This window comes from Acetobacter sicerae, from assembly GCF_011516765.1.
In the GTDB taxonomy this organism is placed as follows: Bacteria; Pseudomonadota; Alphaproteobacteria; order Acetobacterales; family Acetobacteraceae; genus Acetobacter; species Acetobacter sicerae.
Map to the genome: position 1 here is coordinate 276,155 of NZ_JAAABN010000002.1, position 18,836 is coordinate 294,990.

Genomic DNA, 18,836 nt, shown 5'->3' on the forward strand with positions numbered 1-18,836 from the left:
AGAGTTTGGGAGAGGCTGCGTTAACGTTTTGTAAGAAAAGACAAATCTCGCCTTCTCCGGGATCGCGGCACAAAAAAACCGTCTCTGCAAAAAAGCAGAGACGGTTTGAAATATATTCGAGAAATCAGGGACGGACTGCGTCAGGACGCTCCAGGCACAGGAACGACAGGCTTAGGAGAGGGAAGAATACGGGCGCCCCCTCCCGGCTGGATTTCAAAAATCCCCAGCTTGCGTAGGGTCTGCCCGTTTTCCGTCAGAGTGAAAGCGCCATCAACACCGGAAAATCCCTGAGGCTGTGTCAGCAGATCAACCGGATACCCTTTTCCGCCTGTTGCCGAATAGACCGAATTCGCAAGACTGCCCGCATCGTAAGGCAGATCAGCCAGCGGCTTGGGAACGCGGTGATTCTGAATCGAAAACTGCTGCACGAAAAGCGTGCGGGCCGCAGGATCGGGCGCGGCATACCAGGCCCCGGCTACTGATCCCAGTTTTCCAGCAAAGGCACCCCACAGACCTGGCCCCATGAGACGGACATCGCTGGAACGGACCTGATTGGCCTTGAGCGCATCGAGCACATTCTTCAGCGCCAGTCCCGTATCGGCCAGAAGCAGCGCGTCAAACGGAGGCGAGGATAATGTAGGAGAAGAAGCATCCGAAGACGTTGCGCCTGCCGTCTGTGCCGGAGGAGCAGCCTTTGGATCACCCGGAGACTGGGCATCAGCCTTCACGCTTGCCTTGGAAGCTGACGACAGAGCCGCCGCCAGATCATCAGGGAGATCCTGTGCTGGTCCCGTCGTTTGACCGGATGCTGTTGCAACCCGGCTGTCATAGGCGCTCAGAGTAGCAAGTCCACTTCGGATCGCCTCAGCTGTGCCTGCATGATAGACGACCTGCGGATCCGCAAGGCCTCCTTCACGACAGGAGCGCACAAGAGCGTCCCCCATGGCGTGGCCCAGCGGTGTGTCAGGCAGAAAAGCCGCAAAATGCTGCCGGCCTTCCGTTTTTGCAGCGTCCACAAGCCGTGAGACCTGCTGCTGTGGCGTAATGCCGAACACCCAGACACCGGGACGTGCCTGCACCAGATCACTGGTGAAAGCGATCACAGGAATACCGGCGCGTATGGCCATTGGGCCAATGGACGCTGTATCGGCGCTGGTCAGCGGTCCCAGAACAATACCATCTCCGGAAGCGATAGCCGCCTGCATGGCCCCCGCTGCGCCGCCCACTCCTGCTGTATCATGAATGTCGAGCTTCGGAGGCGCCAGAGCGCCGGTCTGCTTTGACAGCGCCAGTTTTGCGGCGGCCAGCATTTCATTGCCGAGAACGCCGTTCGCTCCGGTCAGAGGCAGCAGCACCCCGACATTGGGAGCCGAGGCTGCTGCATCGCTTCCGGCAAGACCTCCCGGTCCGCTGGTGCCACCGGAGCTACAGGCCGCAAGCGCCAGAAGCGCGACCCCGGAAAGGTGACGCGCAAGGTTTCGGCTGGTATGCCGCAGAATACTGCGCGTTATGTCGCTCTTGGCGACTGGACGCGCGGTAGCGCCGTAGCCGTGTGTTTTAGTGTCAGCCGCCTCTCGCGACAGGAACCTGCATGTCCGATTCATCGTCCGCCTCTTCATATGAACGGTTGCCTGTCGGGCCACAGGCGGAGGGTTACCCTGATGATGCTTCTTCCCATAGCGAAGGAATGCCGCCACGTCATGCCCGGTCTGATGAAGAAGCCGATGCAGCGGAGCCTTTGCCTCCTCGCGAAGGCGGTCTTCTGACCCTTGTGGCCACACCGATCGGCAATCTCGGCGATCTTTCTCCCCGCGCCGTGCAGGCCATGCGATCAGCCGACCTTGTGCTTTGCGAAGACACCCGTGTGACGGCGCGTCTGTTCATAGAGCACAATATCAGCACGCACGCTGAACCTCTCCACGAACACAATGAACGACAGAGAGTTCCGGGACTGATCGACCGCCTTCTGGGAGGACAGCAGATCGCGCTTGTCTCGGATGCGGGAATGCCTCTCCTGTCCGATCCCGGATATCGGCTGGTCCGCGCAGCGATAGAAGCGGATATCGCCATCACCGCCGTTCCGGGACCGAACGCCGCGCTGACAGGCCTCGTTCTCTCAGGGCTCCCTCCTCATCCCTTTCTTTTTGTGGGCTTCGCACCACCCCGAAGCGCCGCCCGAAAGGAAAGTTTCGCCACCCTGCATGCAGCGGAAAGAGCAGGCCTGAAAGCGACGCTGATATGGCATGAAGCGCCGCATCGCCTGGCTGAAATGCTGAATGATCTGGGAGAAATTTTCGGAGCAGATCGCCCTGCCGTGGTCGCCCGGGAACTCACAAAGCGCTTTGAGGAAGCAAAACGAGGCACATTGGGCACGCTGGCCGCCTTCTACGCCGAAACAGCGGCCAGAGGCGAAATCACCGTTCTTGTTGGACCTTTCGATGACACCGAGCAGGATGCCGACACTCTGGACAGGCAGCTTGCAACGGCGCTGGCCAGCCAGTCAGTCAAAGACGCAGCCGCTCTTGTGGCGAAGGCAAACGGCCTACCGAAAAAGACCGTTTACGCCCGGGCACTCGAACTCATGGCCCGGCAGCAGAAAGACTCAGATTAATTCCATTCAGCTTCGGAACAGGCTTCCTCAGCCTCATTGAACAGCTTGCGCACTTTGAAATTTGTGACCAGCGCCAGCAGTTGCGACGAACTTACTTCAAGCTGCCGCCCTATCTTGATCGTATTGTGCAGAACAGCAGCATTCCGCTTTGTATCCTGAGCGAGCCGCAGGGTGTCCCTGTTGATCTCATCAACACGCGCCGCCTGCGTGGCTGACGCCTCAGCGATCTGCCCGATCAGACCGCCAACACTTTCGACTGAACTTCTCGTATTGCTGATGGCGCTTCCAGCAGCGCCGGCCAGTTTCACGCCTTCTTCGACATCTTTCACACTCAGGGAGACGAGTGATTTGATCTGCTTGGCGGCATCAGCAGACCGACCAGCCAGAGCACGCACTTCCTGAGCGACAACGCCGAAGCCCTTCCCTGCATCGCCAGCACGCGCCGCCTCTACTCCCGCGTTCAGGGCCAGCAGGTTGGTTTGGAGAGCCAGTTCATCAATCATCCCGATAATCTGGCTGATCTGGCCTGATGAATCGGAAATCTTTGTAATGGCTGCGGAGGCATCGGAGACAATCTCCTGCCCTCTTTCGGCTTCCTTGCAGCAGTCCTTGACCGCCGTGTCCGCATCCACGGTCTGATCGGCTACGCCTTTTACCGAAACCGTCACATCCTCGATCGTGTGCACAATGGTATCAAGTCCGGTGACCTGCATATTCATCTGCTGGGCTACCTTGCGGCTGGCTTCTCCAACAGCACGCCCGTCAGATTCGACCTTTTCGGCTGTTTCACGCACGGAAGAAATCAATCCTCCAAGACCGTTAAGCAGCTTCTCGAAAGCGCTTCCCAGTCGCGGAGATTTTTCCTTCAGCCTGTCGTCCACTGACAGAACGAGATTGCCCTCCGCGACCCGCTCAAGAGCCATCGCCAGCATTTCAAGAGCCTCTTCCTGCTCCTGCTTCGCCATTTTGCGCTGTTTCTCAAGTTCATTGAGAGCCGACGTCACAGCCAGTTCCATGTCCAGCATGGTCGCCTTGATCAGCAGACCAAGATCCTTGGCAAGCTTCTCTTCGTTTCCTGTGATCCTGGGCTTTCGCCCAAATCCGCCTTTCACCACAGAGGGCCAGTTCTCACGGACTACCGCTTCAACGATATGCTCAATAAGCAGGGAGTTGCCTGCAATATACCATCTGGGATCAAGCCCGATACGGGCGTGTGTGACCCCTATCCGCTCCACATCACGAAAATAATCGGCCCCGAACCGTCCGCTGACAATCTTCTTCCAGTGCTCATACTGCTTTGAGCTTGCATTCGCCTTCTGCTCATCACTTGTGAAAAAGTGGGCGACTTCGGGCGTTTCGCTGATCTTGAGGTAGAAATCATTCAGGGCCTGAGGGAGCACCCGGGAAATGGCTCCGACAAGCCCTTCCATCTGGTCGAGTTCAGCTTTTCCAAGTCCAAGAAAGCGAAGTCTGCTGTCAATATCAAGGACTGTATGATCGCTGGTCATGTAGCCTGTTCTTTCGGTTGCATAATCGGCGAAACACCCACGATAGCAATGGGAAATGAGTAATAGGATTGAACCGAAATTCGTGGATAAACCTTTAATTTCTCCATAAAATTCTTTCGATATGGCTTTTCAAAACAAAGACCGTAACAAAGCGGCAAATCATCCATGAAGACATTGAAAAAATTATATAAATGTCACGGTTTCGCGAGACCTTACCCCGAAGGGTTCATACATCGTTACTCTGCGTAAAACCTTTACCGGAGTCAGATATGAGCGACACATTTACAATGCACGATACCCCCATAGGCATTAACGCCACGGGCACCCGCGTCGAGACTGATTCGATGGGCAAGATAGAGGTTCCCGCTCAGCATTACTGGGGAGCCCAGACACAGCGGAGCCTCGTTCATTTTTCGATCGGCAGGGATGTCATGCCGATCGAACTCTGCAGAGCCTATGGTATCGTCAAAAAGGCTGCGGCTCTCGTCAATCTTGCTGATGGCAGGCTGCCTCAGTGGAAAGCGGACGCCATCGTACGTGCGTCTGACGAAGTCACTGAAGGCAAGCTCGATAGCGAGTTCCCGCTTTTCGTCTGGCAGACCGGGTCCGGCACACAGACCAACATGAACGCCAATGAAGTCATCGCGAACCGGGCGATCCAGCTTCTTGGGGGCGAAATCGGCTCCAAAAAACCGGTACACCCCAACGACGACGTCAATATGGGGCAGTCGAGCAATGACTCCTTCCCCACAACCATGCATGTCGTGACGCTGCTGGAAATCGAGAATACCCTTGTTCCGCAGATTGAAGCGCTGATTGCCGCGATCCGCAGCAAATCCGATCAGTGGATGGATGTCGTCAAGATCGGTCGCACCCATCTTCAGGATGCCGTACCGCTGACCGTCGGACAGGAATGGTCCGGCTGGGCTCAGCAGCTTGAGGATGCTCTCGACGCCCTGAAAGCCTCCATTCCGGGACTGGCGCAGCTTGCAGCCGGAGGGACCGCTGTCGGCACAGGCCTGAATGCTCCGCCGGGATTCAGCAAGGCCATCGCTGCTAAAATCGCTGAACTGACCGATAAGCCCTTTATCACCGCTCCCAATAAATTCGCTGCACTGGGCGGTCTGGACGCCATGGTGAGAGCCTCCGCCGGTCTCCGCGGGCTTGCCGTGGCGCTGATGAAGATCGCCAACGACATGCGCTGGCTGGGTTCCGGTCCCCGTTGCGGTCTGGGAGAACTCCATCTTCCGGAAAATGAACCCGGCTCCTCCATCATGCCCGGCAAGGTCAACCCGACCCAGTGCGAAGCAATGGTGATGATTGCGACGCAGGTCATGGGCAACGACACGGCAGTCGCCTTTGCCGGTGCGCAGGGCAACCTCGAGCTCAATGTCATGCGGCCGGTCATTGTGGCGAACGTGCTCCACGCCATTCGAATTCTGGCTGACGGATGCCATAATTTCCGCGTCTTCTCCGTTGAAGGCACAACGCTCGACAAGAAAAATCTTCAGAAATACATTGAAGACTCGGTCATGCTGGTGACAGCTCTCAGCCCCGCTGTCGGTTACGACAAGGCGGCCGCCATCGCCCACCGCGCCATGGAAAAGGGCGAAACCTTACGCGAGGCGGCGCTTGCTTCCGGTGTGGATGAAGAGACATTCAACACATATGTCGATCCCAGGAAAATGGTCGGCAAAGGACTGGCAGGAGCCTGAACGGTCCCCCTCACCAAACCTGCAGAAAACAATCTCAAAATTAAGAAAAATCTGATTCAGTCCATGAATGCACATTCATGGACTGAATGTGGGTTTTATTTTTTAAATTGAGACGTATAAAAAATGATATTTTATATTTAAATTTGAACTTATTTTTTATGCATCAGATTGTTCAATCTTATTAACCCTTATATTTACTCAAAAAATTTCAATTTATATCCGGGACTCAATTTTATATATTCAGACTAATTTCAAAAATTACAAATCTGTAATATCTCATTAACAAGGTAAATGCTGTATTAGTTGCACCAGATTACTGGAGGAAAAATTCCTTCAGATAATCCAACGGTAACAAAACAAGCAAAAGGCTGAGAGTTATCATGGTGCAAAATGCCACTGACTACTTCACGGGACAGACATCAACTGATTTTCTGGACCCGACAAACTGGGAATCAGGCCAACTGCCGACAGATTATCATGAAGTCAACATAACCGGGACAGAATCAGCGCCTGTTACAGCGGTCATTGGAAGCGCTTACACCACTGAAGTTCCCAGCCTCACTATTGGCGACTACGGAACACTCAAGATTACTGCCTGCGACACCTCGTCTGCTACAGCTGCTCCTGTCTTTACAGCAGCCGCACTGCAGATTTTCGACACAGGCAGCCTTATTGTCGACACATCTTCACCGGTTCAACTGGGAATCAACCAGATCTCCGGAACCCTGACGATCGACGACAGCTCCAACGTCACGCTTACAACCCAGAGCCTTTCGGGTGACGGCACGATCAACCTGAATCATTCCACTCTGGGCACGGAAAGCGCTGGCGTCGTTCTGGACAACCTCATGACCGTCAACCTGACGGGTGGAAGCACAGTCTATACCCAGGGGAACGGAACGGGCGGCGTTGTCAATTTCGATCCGTCAACGCAGAACATGATTGTCTTCGATCAGAGCTATTCAACCGTAAACACTGTTTTCAACAATGTTTCCGAGAACTCTGAATTCGCCATCAATGGTTCCAGCGGCATTGTTCCTGTTTCCGCCAGCTATTCGGAAAACAGCAATGGCAGCTATACGCTGACAATTGACACAAGCAACAACCAGACCATTACGCTTGGCAATATCAACGTAGAAAGCGGCTACACGCCTGGTTCCCTGACGGTCACTGAAGACAAGGCCGGGGATTATGTGATCGCCGACAGCAACCTGTCTTCCTCGACCGTCAGCGGCTGGCCGCCGGGACATGACCACAGCAGCTCCTGTGATGACAACACCAACACTGGCGGTGGCGGTGGCGGTGGCGGCTGCAATAATGGCGGCGGCGATCACCATCATCACCATGACGGCTGCACAACGCCGACATGGTGGGATCGGCTTTGTTGCACAAATCGGGAATTGGACGCGGCAAGCTCTTTGATGGGTCGTTGTTTACCGAACGGTCTGTGTGATTGGGGTTCCGAGCGCGGTGAAGCGATTGAGTATGGCGATACGGACGTGAACTTCGGAGATCTGACGGCGAAAGTCTCGTGCCATGAGGCGCTGGCCGAGCAGTTTGATGCAGTGCATTTTCGTCTCGACGCGGCTTCGGCGGTGATACCCGCTCCAGCGTCGCCAGATTGCCCGCCCGAAGCGTTCTGAAGCCCGTATGGCCTCATTTCTGGCCCGGGCGCCAGGCGTTGTCGGGCGCCACAGTTTTGCATTCCGCCGGGGTGGAATGATCGCATCGGCACCTCGTTCCGCAATGGTCTCGTGGCAGCTTCGGGTGTCATAGGCGCCATCAGCCGTCACGCTGCCAATCTCTTCATCGTGCGGGATCTGCGCCAGCAATCCCGGCAGAACCGGTGCGTCACCAACGTCGTTACCGGTGATTTCGACAGCCCGGATTTCCAACGTTCGCTCGTCGATGCCGATATGAAGCTTGCGCCAGATCCTGCGTTTCGAGCCGCCATGCTTGCGCGTGTGCCACTCGCCTTCTCCTTCGATCTTGATCCCTGTGCTGTCGATCAGAAGATGCAAAGGCTCATTCGAGCCACGATAGGGAATGTCGACCGTCAGAAATTTCTGGCGACGACAGAGCGTGCTGAAATCCGGGACAGACCACGCCAACCCGGCCAGACGAAGCAGACTTTCGACAAAACCGGTCGTCTGCCTCAGGGCCATACCAAACAAAACCTTCAGCGTCAGACAGGTCTGGATGGCGACATCGCTATAGTCTGGTCTGCGGCCGCGCCGTCCCGTCGGGAACCCATTCCAGGCCATGGTCGGGTCAAACCACACCGTCAGGGAGCCTCGTTGCTTCAGTGCGGCATTATACGAACGCCAGTTCGTCGTCCGGTATCGAATGGGAGGTGGTTTGCTCATGCCCATCCATTACCAGAATGGGTTGGCTCGGTGAATCCTTCCCGTTTGTGCAACAAAGCCGGTGGGATCATCACAGCGGGTCCTGCCACACCCCTTCAACGCTGCCCTGGAAGGGTCACGGAGACTGCTCCGGACATCAGACTTCCTGCGACACCCACAACGACAACAACTTCTGGGACTGTGTCGCCAAGGATCACTATAGCGGCTGCAAATCAGACTGGAGCAACTGGGCTAACACCACCACTTCCAAGGGTGGCTGTGGCACTCAGATCGAGCATTGGCATGCGGGCGGCTGTGCAACGGCAGCCCTGCCTTCGGATTGCAACCAGCAGATCCACTGGACGGGCGCATTCACCCATTCCTGTGGCTGATAAAAAAAGGGCGAGGAATAATCCTCGCCCCCATCTGGTGCTTTCCTGCCCGGATAAGAAACGTCACACCGCAAGGTGTGACGTTTTTTTAGGTCGGATCATCTGTAGACGACCCGACTTTCTCATTTCCTCAGGGAGCTTTGGCTTCATCAGGCAGAGCATAGGCGATGACATAATCGCCGAGCTTCGTGCCAAATGATCCATGTCCGCCCGCAGCCGTCACAATGAACTGACGTCCGTTCTGCTCGTAGGTCATCGGTGTAGACTGACCGCCAGCCGGCAGACGGTCCTCCCACAGCTGCTGACCGGTCGTCATGTCATACGCCCGGATATAATAGTCAGCCGTCGAGGTCAGGAACGCCACGCCACCTGCGGTCGCGATCGGTCCACCGAGCGACGGAATGCCAACCTTGAAGCCGAACGGCAGAGGCGAACTGTCACGCGTGGTGCCGTTGCGGTGCATCCAGACAATCTTGTTCGTCTTGAGATCGATACCGGCGACATAACCCCAGCCCGGCTGTTTGCAGGGCACGCCGAACGGCGACAGGAACGGGTTCAGCTCCACGCCGAACGGTGTGCCATACTGCGGCTGAATGCCAAGCTCCGAACCGGATGCAGCACCGCTCTCGGCCGGTTTTGCCGGATTGTTGGGACCGCGGGGGATCAGGCGGGAGACAAACGGAATGGCGATCGGGTTGGCGAAAGCGATCTGCCGAACAGGATCGACCGCAAGACCACCCCACTCGAACATGCCCAGATTGCCCGGGAAAACGAGCGTACCCTGTGTGGAAGGCGGCGTGAACGGTCCTTCATAACGCAGCGACTTGAACATGATGCGGCAGACGAGCTGATCCACCATGGTTGCGCCCCACATGTCCGCATCCGTCAGATTGTTTTTCGGACGGAATGTCAGCTCGGAGTAAGGCTGCGTAGGAGAAAGATGATCGCCCGGCGCAGCGCCCTGCGGAACCTTCGTCTCCGGAGCCGGCACCACAGGTACACCCGTGCGACGGTCGAGAACAAAGATGTTGCCGGTCTTGGCCGGAGCATAGATCGCCGGAACGACCGTGCCGTCGGCCTGATGAATATCGACAAGGCTCGGCTGGGACGGAATGTCCATGTCCCACAGATCGTGATGCACGGTCTGGTAGAACCAGGCTTTCTCGCCAGTGTCGGCGTTGAGAGCCAGCAGACCGGAAGCATAACGCTCCTGATCCGGCGTGCGGTGACCACCCCAGATGTCCGGTGTGGCGACACCCGTGGGAATATAGATCAGGTTCAGCTTCGCGTCGTAGGACGAGGTGATCCACGAGTTGGGTGAATTCGCCACATACTGATGAGTGTCGGACGGCAGTTCGTTCGGGTTGGGATTGCCCGCGTCAAACGCCCAGACAAGCTGACCCGTGCGCAGATCGAATCCACGCGTCACACCGGACGGCTCATGCGTTGAGTAGTTATCGGTCACAGCGCCTGAGATGATCACAACCTTGCTGGTCACGACCGGCGGCGATGTCGGCTCATAGAAGCCAAGCTGCTTCATCGGCATGCCGTCGGTCAGGTCGATCTCGCCGTCCTTGCCGAACGCGGAGCACCGGGCGCCCGTCTTCGCATTGATCGCGAACAGACGGCCATCGTTGGTCGGCAGGAAGATGCGGCTGGCGCAGTCATCCGTAGCGTCTGCCGTTTCGGCGTAGGACACGCCACGGCAGGTCATGTGCTGAAAGGTAGGATTGTATTTGAGCTGGGGATCGAACATCCAGCGCTGCTTTCCGGTCTCGGCATCCAGAGCGAAAAGCTTCTGGTGCGGAGAGCAGAGATAGACCGTGTCGTTGATCTTGATCGGTGTGACTTCGTCCGTAATTTCTCCCGGATCGTTCGGACCTTTCAGATCATGGGTCCGGAAGGTCCACGCCACTTTCAGATTCCTGACGTTCTGTGCGTTGACCTGCCTGAGCGGCGAATAACGGTCACCGAACTGGGTACGGCCATATGCCTCCCAATCAGAATCCGCTACCTGCCCCGCATCGCCGGGAACAACTTCCCCTGCCGCCTGAGGCAGGGCACCTGCGATATCCTGCGGGTCCTGCGTCAGGGCGTAACCGAAGATCACAACACCGGTGACAATGCCTGCGGCCAGAGGCGCGCGCGCTGCCTGCGCGCTACGACCCAGCTGACGGGTGACGAACGGCAGAAGCAGCCACACGCCCAGAGGAAGGATCAGATCGCCGCGCGGGGCTAGCGTCCAGAAATCAAAGCCAGCTTCAACCACAGCCCAGATGAGTGTAGCGAAGACAATGAGAGTATAAAGCCACAACGCGGCTGCGTTACGCTTCCACAAAAGAAAGGCGGTCAGAAGCACCGCCACGCCACACGGCGCATAAAACAGCGACCCGCCCAGAGTGGCCAGCCACAATCCGCCACCGGCAAGAACCAGCCCGAGCAGGGCGGTCACGAGCACAGTGACAACGAGTATCACTCCGGGCCTGTCAGCACGCGTTGTCATAAATTCAGGGCCTTTTCGACGTCCATCACACATTACGTTCATGCACAAACAGATGAGACGGCCCCCGGTTGTCAACGGGAAGTTGAAAAAACCTCGACGGTGGGATTTGTCGGAACTTTCCCTTATAAGCGCCGCCTCACCCGTTCAGCGCTGCCTTTCCTGCCGCCTGGCCTCACACGGATTTCGGTTCATGTCTTCGTCTTCAGTCTTCTCTCCGGCAGCGACAGCGTCGTCCAGAGTCCTGTCCTTTTCCCAGATTCGCATTCTGGTTCTGGCGTCACTGGGCGGCGCTCTCGAATTTTATGACTTCGTGATCTTCGCATTTCTGGCCAAGCTCATCGCCCTCCATTTCTTCCCGGCCAGTCAGGCGGCATGGCTCAGACAGACAGAAGCGTTCGGACTGTTCGGCGCCGGTTATCTGGCGCGTCCGCTTGGCGGGATCATCATGGCGCATTTTGGCGATATCGCCGGACGCAAGAAGGTCTTCACCTTCAGCGTGCTGCTGATGGCGCTTCCCACGCTCATGATGGGTCTTCTGCCCGGCTATGAAACGCTTGGACCGGGCGCGCCTCTGATCCTGCTGCTCCTGCGCATGGCTCAGGGAGCGGCCATCGGCGGCGAAGCTCCGGGCGGATGGGTGTTCGTTGCCGAACATGCTCCGCCGGGACGCGTGGGACTGGCGACCGGCCTGCTCACCGGCGGGCTGACCGGCGGCATCCTTCTCGGGTCGCTGGTGATCCTGGCGTTGAACGCGGTGCTTTCTCCGACCGCCGTGAGCGACTGGGGCTGGCGTCTCCCGTTCATTATCGGCGGAATTTTCGGAATTGGCGCGATGATCCTGCGGCGCTGGCTGGACGAGACACCCGTGTTCCGTGAAATGCACCAGCGTGCTGAAACAGCTTCGTCCCTGCCTGCCGCCATCCTGCTGCGGGATCACCGCTTTTCCATTCTGTGCTCGGTTCTGACGACATGGACCCTGACGGCGGCCATTGTCGTGCTGATCCTGATGATGCCACCGCTGATGCAGTCCCTGCACCATATCCCTCCGTCAGAAACCATGCTGGCGAGCCTTGTCGCCACCCTTTGTCTTACGGTCTCGGTCGTTTCCGTGAGCGCCCTGACCGACAGCATCTCGCTGAGCGTGATGAGTCTTGTGTGCGGACCGCTGCTCGCCGTGGGCGCTTTTACGCTGTACAGCCTGCCTGCCCAGTTTCCCCATTCCCTACCTGTCTGGGCCGGACTTGCCGGACTCTGCTGCGGTTTTGTGGGACTGGTTCCCGTCGGCATGCTGCGCGCCTTCCCGCCGATGGTGCGGTTTTCCGGCGTTTCGCTGGCCTACAACATCGCCTACGCGCTTTTTGGCGGACTGACTCCGGCCATCATCTCTGCAATCACACCTTATACGCCACTCGCTCCAGCGTTTTACGTTACGCTCGCCGCGGTGGCCGGCTGTGCAGGATTGTGGCTGATGAACAACCACAGGCAACGCCAGATGCCGTCAGAAGCTTTGCCTGTATGATGTTTTCCGTAATGGCTTGAGCTGTAAAACCATCGGGCTTCTTCAGGGCGAACCCGAACACAGAATGTGCGTTAAACTGACACAAACATTGTGTTCTGCTTTGCCCGACACCCCATTTCACAGCCTTTACGGACTCCCATGACCGGTCATTCCCTGTTCAGCCGTCACAGAAAACTGTTCATCGGCCTCGGCACCCCGGTCGTGCTGATTCTTCTGCTCATCGCATTCTGGTCGTGGGACTGGTTTGTGCCTCTGGTCAATCGACAGGTAACCGCGCTCCTTGGCCGCAAGACCACCATCGAGCATCTGCATGTCAGTGTCGGCTTTGTGCCGAAGGTCCGGATTGATGGCGTCAGGATCGAGCAGCCTGACAATTTCAAATCCGAAACCACGCCGTTTTTTACAGCAGACCATCTGCTTGTCAGAATTCGTCTGCTGGCGCTTCTCCACGGCAGGACGGAACTGCCCCGCATTGCGGTCGATACCCCCAGAGCGGACATTCAGCGGCGTCAGGATGGTAGCAACAACTACACGTTCGCTTCCGACAGCAAGAAAACCGAAGACGACAAGAAAAACGGTGCGATCACCCTTCCCGACATTGAAGAGTTCGATATCCGTGACGGCCATCTGCGCCTCCGGGATCAGAAGCTTCGGGCGGACATGATCTCACAACTGCATACGACGCCACCGACCTCCGCCACCAATCGCGGGACGATCGTCATGGATACGACCGGGCGATATGCCGGGCAGCCGATCGTTGGTCATTTTATCGGCGGAGCGCTTCTGTCCCTGCAGAACGTCAAGACGCCCTACCCTGTCAATCTGGAAGTGAAAAACGGCCCCACCCGGGTAACGCTCAAAGGCACCGTGAACAATCCGCTGGCTTTTGAAGGAACACAGCTTGTCCTGCATCTGTCCGGACCGGATATGTCCCTGCTCTACCCGCTGACCGGCGTGCCAATTCCGCAGACGCCGTCCTATGATATTCGCGGCAAACTGGATTACGACCAGCAGCATATCGCATTCAGAAGCTTCACCGGGCACATGGGTTCCAGCGATCTGAGCGGCACCATCACCGTCGATCCGCATCAGACTGTGCCGTTTGTCGAGGCGTCGCTCCGGTCACGTCGAGTGGACATTCAGGATCTGGGTGGCTTTATCGGAGCGAAGCCGGGAGAGAAGACCGCTTCAGAGAAAAAAGTGGACGCGAAGGACCCGAATGTCCTGCCGGACACGCCGATCAACGTGCCGAAGCTGCGCGCGATCAACGCCCACGTCACCTATAAAGGTGAGCACATCCAGAACAGGCAGCTTCCTCTGGATGATATCGACGCCGAATTCACGGTCCAGGACGGCGAAATCGATGTGAAGAAGCTGAACTTCGGTGTCGGCACCGGCACACTGGCCAGCAGCGCGACATTGAAACCGGTGAATGACAAGAACTTCGCCGTCAAAGCCAAAGTGGATTTCTCCCGTATCGATCTGGCGCACATCATGCGCACCGCCACCGGGACCAGCGCGCAGGGCGGCGTCATTGGCGGCCGTTTCAGCCTGAACTCCACTGGCAACTCGATCGCGTCCCTTATGGCGAACGGTAATGGTGGCCTCACGCTCGTTCTTGTGAAAGGCGGCGAAATCTCGGCGCTCATTCCTGCGGCGCTCGGGCTGGAACTTGGCGAGGCCGTGCTGTCGGCGCTTGGTCTGCCGTCCCACTCTCAGGTGGAGTGCTTCGTGACCGACATGCCGCTGAATAACGGCATCGCCAGCACCCGCTCCATGCTGCTGCGCACGAACGACACACGCACGCTCGGCCGTGGTGACATCAACTTCCGCACCAACAAGATCGACTATTCCCTGACGACCCGTTCGACCGGATTCACCATTCTGTCCTTCCCGGGCGCATTCAACATCACAGGTCCGCTGAAGTCACCAACCGTGCTGCCGGGTGCGGAAATTCTCGGTCGCGCCGCCGCGGCGGCCGGGCTTGGCTTTGTGTTCCCGCCGCTCGCTCTTCTGCCGACAGTCCAGTTCGGTGTGGGCAAGGGCTCCCTCTGTGAAAAGGCTCTGCAGGAAGTGAACGACAATCCTGCCTCGGGGAAAGCGCCGGGTGGAGTGGAGGAGAATGCCGCGCCCAAGGGCAATGCCCAGGCAGCCCCCAAGGCCAGCGGTAAAAAAATGAGCCCGGCTGAAGTGAAGGCTGCATGGAAGAAAAAGCTGAAACATTAAGAGTGTATTGACTTGTCGGGGTGGTGGCACGAAAGGTTATCCACAGACATTTTAATAAGTCTGCTGCGTCACAAGAGGTCAGAACACCCCGATGCCTTCTTCCACTCCGACATCCATCCAGCAGGATGCTTCAGCGCGTGTGCGCCGCACCACGTTCTTTCTCGCACTGGCCGCTGGTCTCGCGGGTCTCATGTTCGGGCTCGACACCGGAGTCATCGCAGGGGCTCTCGGATTTATCCGTGAGGAATTCCAGACCGACGACCGCACGACGGAATGGATTGTTTCTTCCCTCATGCTGGCGGCGGCTTTCGGGTCGGTGCTCGCAGTCTTTGTTGCTGACAAATGGGGACGCAAAGGCACTCTGCTGGTCGCAGGCGGGCTGTTTCTGAGCGGAACGGCTCTCTGTGCTTTGGCCACCAGTGTCAGCATGATGATTGCTGGCCGCGCCTGCCTCGGGCTGGGCGTGGGACTGGCCGCTTTTGCCGCCCCTCTCTACATCGCCGAAATCGCCTCTCAGGACCGACGCGGCGCGATGATCTCCTCCTACCAACTGATGATCACCATCGGGATTCTGCTGGCTTTCACGTCTGACAGCCTTCTTACTCCGGGCGGACACTGGCGGATCATGTTCGGCGTGCTCAGTGTGCCGACGGTACTGTTTCTTGCGACCACCCTGCTCCTGCCCTATTCCCCGCGCTGGCTTCTGACCAAGGGGCGTCGTCAGGAAGCGCGGGACGTTCTGCTGCGCGTGAGGGAGACGGCGGAAGAAGCCGATGCGGAACTCTCACGTATCGATCGACAGCTTGGACGCGAGGAGTCCGCTGGCGCGGCTCTGCTGATTTCAAACCCCAATTTCCGGCGCACCTTCGTGCTTGGCATCGCCCTACAGGTGCTGCAGCAGTTTTCCGGCATCAACGTACTGATGTATTACGCCCCGACCGTTCTGAATCACATGGGCTTCAATACGTCGAGTTCCGTGTGGTGCACGACGATCATCGGCGTTGTGAATACAGCGGCGACTTTCGTGGCGGTCGCTCTCATGGACCGCTGGGGACGGCGTCTTCTTCTGAGCATCAGCACATTCTTCTCCGCCATCGCCATGCTCGGGTTCGGCACGCTGCTCTGGACAGGCGCGACCTCCATGATGGCCAGCATGATTGCGATGGGCTTCCTGATTCTGTTCATCGCGGCCTTTGCCGTCGGTCAGGGACCGCTGCCGTGGATCATCGGCTCCGAGGTACAGCCTCTGCGTGGACGCACATTCGCCGTGTCGTGCTCTACCCTGGCAAGCTGGGTCGCCAACTGGCTGATCAGTAATATCTTTCTCTCGAGCATGAGCGTGATTGGTGACTTTGGCGTCTTCTGGTGCCTCGCCGGCTTCAACGCGCTGTTCTTTGTCGTGGGTCTGATGTTTGTGCCTGAAACCAAAGGGTGTTCACTGGAAGATATTGAAGACCGCATCAACTCCGGTGTACGTCTTCGGGATGCAGGACAGTAAAAAAACCAATATATAAAATAAATAATAATCAGTATTTATGTGTAAATAAAATACATATTATTGAATAATTGACTGAATTTATTATTTATCCCAGATATTATTTTCGGGGACATTAACTAATAATTGACTCCATCTCGTCTCCGTAACATCAAAAGGAAGACAACATGAGAGAGCTTTCCTCCCTCGAACTGGACACCGTATCCGGCGGCACCATTGGTTCCGATATTGGTAATGCGCTGATCGGTTTCAGCAATGTCGCCAACACTCTGGCAGACGCTGCTGCACCGGCTGTCTATTACGGCACACTCCTGATCGCACCGGTTCACCAGGCTGTTGACGCATTTTTCTATGGCACATCCAAGCTGCTGGTTGGCATTGGCCAGTCTCTCGGCGGCACTCTGGCGCCTGATTACCACTACGAAAACGAGTGGGTTAATCACACGGTTGTCTGATCAGACAGAAAAGTCGGAGCGCGCAGCATGATCTGCGGGCTCCGATCAGCCGGATATCCTGACTACATCCGCTATTTCGTGCCTGCACCGCACGCTTTTTACAAAAATTATATTAAAAAACGACAGTATAACTTATTTTTCGCTGCGATTTTTATACATATAAAATAACACGGATCTTCCTCCAGGAAACCGGAAGCAATCAGTGTGCTGAGTTTTTTGAAAACAGGTTGATCACCAGAACACCAGCAACGATCAGCCCCATGCCGATCAGACCTGCTGCATCGAGTTTCTGTCCCTGCACCACCCACGCAATCACCGTGACCAGCACTACGCCTACACCGGACCAGATGGCATAGGTCGTACCAGTGGGGATCGTTTGCAATGCAAGTGATAGGAAATAAAACGCTATTCCATACCCGACCAGCGTCACCAGCGACGGGATGGGCCGACTGAACCCTTCAGCCGCCTTCAGGCAGGAGGTCGCAAGCACTTCGGCGCAGATCGCAATGATCAGCTGAAAATATGGCATGAACCGTCCTGCTCCATCATTTGGCTCTGCAACGATCATGCCTTCTGGTGAGATACTCGACCAGCCCCGCTCCAAATAACCAGCGCACAAGGTCGCATCCGGACGCCAGCCGCGCTATGAACGAAGGATGAACGACAGGGAGACCAGTCATGACAGCGCGGCGTGAGACCCCACCCGCATCAGGCAATGACCTGTTCGGCGGCAGTGTCGCGGACACCACCGGATCGGAAAGCACCCATTCAGGCCGCGGGCACGCCCCTACACAGCCTCTTGCCGACAGGCTACGCCCGACCACGCTGGACGATGTGGTGGGGCAACAGCAACTGCTTGGTCCGACCGGCGCTCTGACGCTGATGCTGGAACGCGGCACGCTGGCCAGCCTCATTCTCTGGGGTGGTCCCGGTGTCGGCAAGACTACGATCGCGCGCCTGCTCGCCAAAGCCGCCAATCTGCGCTTCGTACAGCTTTCCGCCGTCTTCTCCGGCGTCGCCGACCTGAAGAAAGCTTTTGATGAGGCGCGACGCTTTGCGGAATCCGGGCGTGGCACCCTGCTGTTCGTGGACGAAATCCACCGCTTCAACCGCGCCCAGCAGGACGGCTTCCTGCCTGTGGTGGAGAACGGCACGGTCGTGCTGGTCGGGGCGACCACGGAAAATCCGTCCTTCGCCCTGAACTCAGCGCTGCTGTCGCGCTGTCAGGTCATGGTGCTGCGTCGTCTGGACGATCCGGCGCTGGAAGCCCTTCTGGTCCGGGCGGAGGAAGAAACCAGACGCACCCTGCCGCTGACCGAATCCGCACGCGCCACCCTGCGCGCCATGGCGGATGGCGACGGTCGTTACCTGCTGAACATGGTCGAGCAGATCCTCAGCCTGAAAACGGAAAAACCGCTCGATCCGCAGGAACTGGCTCGCATTCTGGCCAAGCGCGCCGTGCTGTACGACAAGGACCGGGAAGAGCACTACAATCTCATCTCCGCGCTGCATAAGTCCCTGCGCGGTTCCGATCCTGACGCGGCGCTCTACTGGTTCGCGCGGATGCTGGAAGGCGGCGAAGATCCGCGCTACATCGCCCGCCGCCTGACACGTTTCGCGGCCGAGGATGTCGGCATGGCCGATCCGTCCGCCCTGCCTCTTGCCATTGCGGCATGGGAGACGTACGAGCGACTGGGTTCTCCGGAGGGTGAACTGGCTCTGGCGCAGCTTGTCGTGCATCTTGGCACGGCGCCAAAATCAAACGCCGTCTACAAGGCCTATGGCGCAGCACGACGGGCGGCGAAAGTAACCGGCAGCCTGATGCCTCCGGCCCACATTCTCAATGCGCCGACCAAGCTCATGAAAGAGATCGGCTACGGAGATGGGTATCAGTACGACCACGACACGGAAGAAAGTTTCTCCGGCCAGAACTACTTCCCGGACGACATGAAACGGCAGAATTTCTACAACCCGAAAGGGCTCGGCTTTGAACGGGAAGTGCGTCGCAGGCTGGACACATGGGCCGGAATAAGGGCAAGCCGCGCAAAACAGGGCAAGCAAGAGTGA

At 57.3% G+C, this 18,836-nt stretch carries 13 protein-coding genes; 8 read left to right on the top strand and 5 right to left on the bottom strand.

Annotated elements, in window-relative coordinates; translation table 11 throughout:
- Window positions 1-140: 140 nt before the first annotated feature.
- Complete coding sequence (locus GVI59_RS03785; RefSeq protein ID WP_173572963.1) at window positions 141-1,604, bottom strand: penicillin-binding protein activator; 1,464 nt, start codon at window positions 1,602-1,604, stop codon at window positions 141-143.
- 83 nt (window positions 1,605-1,687) lie between these two features.
- Here GVI59_RS03785 and rsmI point away from each other — a divergent pair, with 83 nt between their 5' ends.
- Window positions 1,688-2,611: a 16S rRNA (cytidine(1402)-2'-O)-methyltransferase gene (gene rsmI, locus GVI59_RS03790; RefSeq protein WP_408736600.1), complete on the top strand. Its 924-nt coding sequence runs from the start codon at window positions 1,688-1,690 to the stop codon at window positions 2,609-2,611.
- On the opposite strand, the gene GVI59_RS03795 is transcribed toward rsmI, so the two are convergent.
- Entirely contained in the window at window positions 2,608-4,119 is a 1,512-nt protein-coding gene (locus GVI59_RS03795; protein WP_173572965.1) for a globin-coupled sensor protein, read from the bottom strand. The two genes, rsmI and GVI59_RS03795, sit on opposite strands and share 4 nt — an antisense overlap.
- 269 nt (window positions 4,120-4,388) lie before the next feature.
- Between GVI59_RS03795 and fumC the strand changes: the two genes are divergently transcribed.
- Entirely contained in the window at window positions 4,389-5,834 is a 1,446-nt protein-coding gene (fumC, locus tag GVI59_RS03800; RefSeq protein WP_173572966.1) for a class II fumarate hydratase, read from the top strand.
- 1,433 nt (window positions 5,835-7,267) lie between these two features.
- Here the strand turns inward: fumC and GVI59_RS03810 are convergent.
- The gene (locus GVI59_RS03810; protein WP_173572967.1) at window positions 7,268-8,200 is read right to left on the bottom strand and encodes an IS5 family transposase; all 933 of its coding nucleotides are present in this window, start codon (window positions 8,198-8,200) and stop codon (window positions 7,268-7,270) included.
- 17 nt (window positions 8,201-8,217) lie between these two features.
- Here GVI59_RS03810 and GVI59_RS03815 point away from each other — a divergent pair, with 17 nt between their 5' ends.
- The gene (locus tag GVI59_RS03815) at window positions 8,218-8,571 is read left to right on the top strand and encodes a hypothetical protein (RefSeq protein ID WP_242012924.1); all 354 of its coding nucleotides are present in this window, start codon (window positions 8,218-8,220) and stop codon (window positions 8,569-8,571) included.
- Between the two features lie 130 nt (window positions 8,572-8,701).
- On the opposite strand, the gene GVI59_RS03820 is transcribed toward GVI59_RS03815, so the two are convergent.
- Window positions 8,702-11,074, bottom strand: a complete 2,373-nt coding sequence (locus GVI59_RS03820; protein WP_173572968.1) for a glucose/quinate/shikimate family membrane-bound PQQ-dependent dehydrogenase — start codon at window positions 11,072-11,074, stop codon at window positions 8,702-8,704.
- A gap of 190 nt (window positions 11,075-11,264) precedes the next feature.
- Between GVI59_RS03820 and GVI59_RS03825 the strand changes: the two genes are divergently transcribed.
- From GVI59_RS03825 to GVI59_RS03840, 4 genes are all read left to right on the top strand, one after another.
- Window positions 11,265-12,593, top strand: coding sequence for an MFS transporter (locus GVI59_RS03825; protein WP_173572969.1), 1,329 nt, complete (start codon window positions 11,265-11,267; stop codon window positions 12,591-12,593).
- Window positions 12,594-12,731: 138 nt separating this feature from the next.
- Complete coding sequence (locus tag GVI59_RS03830) at window positions 12,732-14,819, top strand: AsmA family protein (RefSeq protein ID WP_173572970.1); 2,088 nt, start codon at window positions 12,732-12,734, stop codon at window positions 14,817-14,819.
- A gap of 91 nt (window positions 14,820-14,910) precedes the next feature.
- Entirely contained in the window at window positions 14,911-16,317 is a 1,407-nt protein-coding gene (locus GVI59_RS03835) for a sugar porter family MFS transporter (RefSeq protein WP_173572971.1), read from the top strand.
- Window positions 16,318-16,481: 164 nt separating this feature from the next.
- Window positions 16,482-16,769 (top strand): hypothetical protein, encoded by a 288-nt coding sequence (locus GVI59_RS03840; protein WP_173572972.1) that lies wholly within the window; start codon window positions 16,482-16,484, stop codon window positions 16,767-16,769.
- A gap of 199 nt (window positions 16,770-16,968) precedes the next feature.
- Here GVI59_RS03840 and GVI59_RS03845 read toward each other — a convergent pair whose 3' ends face one another.
- Window positions 16,969-17,298 (bottom strand): DMT family transporter, encoded by a 330-nt coding sequence (locus GVI59_RS03845; protein WP_173572973.1) that lies wholly within the window; start codon window positions 17,296-17,298, stop codon window positions 16,969-16,971.
- A gap of 149 nt (window positions 17,299-17,447) precedes the next feature.
- Here GVI59_RS03845 and GVI59_RS03850 point away from each other — a divergent pair, with 149 nt between their 5' ends.
- Window positions 17,448-18,836, top strand: a complete 1,389-nt coding sequence (locus tag GVI59_RS03850) for a replication-associated recombination protein A (protein ID WP_173572974.1) — start codon at window positions 17,448-17,450, stop codon at window positions 18,834-18,836.

What these genes read in the sequence shown, in the direction of transcription:
- GVI59_RS03785 (WP_173572963.1), bottom strand. Translation starts at nt 1,604, where the DNA reads ATGAATCGGACATGCAGGTTCCTGTCGCGAGAGGCGGCTGACACTAAA.
- rsmI (WP_408736600.1), top strand. Translation starts at nt 1,688, where the DNA reads ATGCCGCCACGTCATGCCCGGTCTGATGAAGAAGCCGATGCAGCGGAG.
- GVI59_RS03795 (WP_173572965.1), bottom strand. Translation starts at nt 4,119, where the DNA reads ATGACCAGCGATCATACAGTCCTTGATATTGACAGCAGACTTCGCTTT.
- fumC (WP_173572966.1), top strand. Translation starts at nt 4,389, where the DNA reads ATGAGCGACACATTTACAATGCACGATACCCCCATAGGCATTAACGCC.
- GVI59_RS03810 (WP_173572967.1), bottom strand. Translation starts at nt 8,200, where the DNA reads ATGAGCAAACCACCTCCCATTCGATACCGGACGACGAACTGGCGTTCG.
- GVI59_RS03815 (WP_242012924.1), top strand. Translation starts at nt 8,218, where the DNA reads ATGGGTTGGCTCGGTGAATCCTTCCCGTTTGTGCAACAAAGCCGGTGG.
- GVI59_RS03820 (WP_173572968.1), bottom strand. Translation starts at nt 11,074, where the DNA reads ATGACAACGCGTGCTGACAGGCCCGGAGTGATACTCGTTGTCACTGTG.
- GVI59_RS03825 (WP_173572969.1), top strand. Translation starts at nt 11,265, where the DNA reads ATGTCTTCGTCTTCAGTCTTCTCTCCGGCAGCGACAGCGTCGTCCAGA.
- GVI59_RS03830 (WP_173572970.1), top strand. Translation starts at nt 12,732, where the DNA reads ATGACCGGTCATTCCCTGTTCAGCCGTCACAGAAAACTGTTCATCGGC.
- GVI59_RS03835 (WP_173572971.1), top strand. Translation starts at nt 14,911, where the DNA reads ATGCCTTCTTCCACTCCGACATCCATCCAGCAGGATGCTTCAGCGCGT.
- GVI59_RS03840 (WP_173572972.1), top strand. Translation starts at nt 16,482, where the DNA reads ATGAGAGAGCTTTCCTCCCTCGAACTGGACACCGTATCCGGCGGCACC.
- GVI59_RS03845 (WP_173572973.1), bottom strand. Translation starts at nt 17,298, where the DNA reads ATGCCATATTTTCAGCTGATCATTGCGATCTGCGCCGAAGTGCTTGCG.
- GVI59_RS03850 (WP_173572974.1), top strand. Translation starts at nt 17,448, where the DNA reads ATGACAGCGCGGCGTGAGACCCCACCCGCATCAGGCAATGACCTGTTC.